Genomic DNA, 305 nt, shown 5'->3' on the forward strand with positions numbered 1-305 from the left:
CAAACGTCTCATTAAACAATTTGGTAAACCTCAAAAGATAGTTACAGATCAGGCACCTTCAACGAAGGTCGCAATGGCTAAAGTAATTAAAGCGTTTAAACTGAATCCCGACTGTCATTGTACATCGAAATATCTGAATAACCTCATTGAGCAAGATCACCGTCATATTAAAGTAAGAAAGACAAGATATCAAAGTATCAATACGGCAAAGAATACTCTAAAAGGTATTGAGTGTATTTACGGTCTATATAAAAAGAACCGCAGGTCTCTCCAGATCTACGGATTTTCGCCATGCCACGAAATTA

The 305-nt window shown here is 36.7% G+C and carries 1 protein-coding gene; it reads left to right on the forward strand.

What is annotated here, in order from left to right:
• Window positions 1-37: 37 nt before the first annotated feature.
• On the forward strand, window positions 38-305 hold a 268-nt coding region (locus HMPREF3239_RS12200; RefSeq protein ID WP_256323757.1), incomplete at its 3' end, for a DDE-type integrase/transposase/recombinase.

The sequence above is a fragment of the Staphylococcus sp. HMSC34C02 genome (genome assembly GCF_001838705.1).
GTDB classification, from domain to species: Bacteria; Bacillota; Bacilli; order Staphylococcales; family Staphylococcaceae; genus Staphylococcus; species Staphylococcus borealis.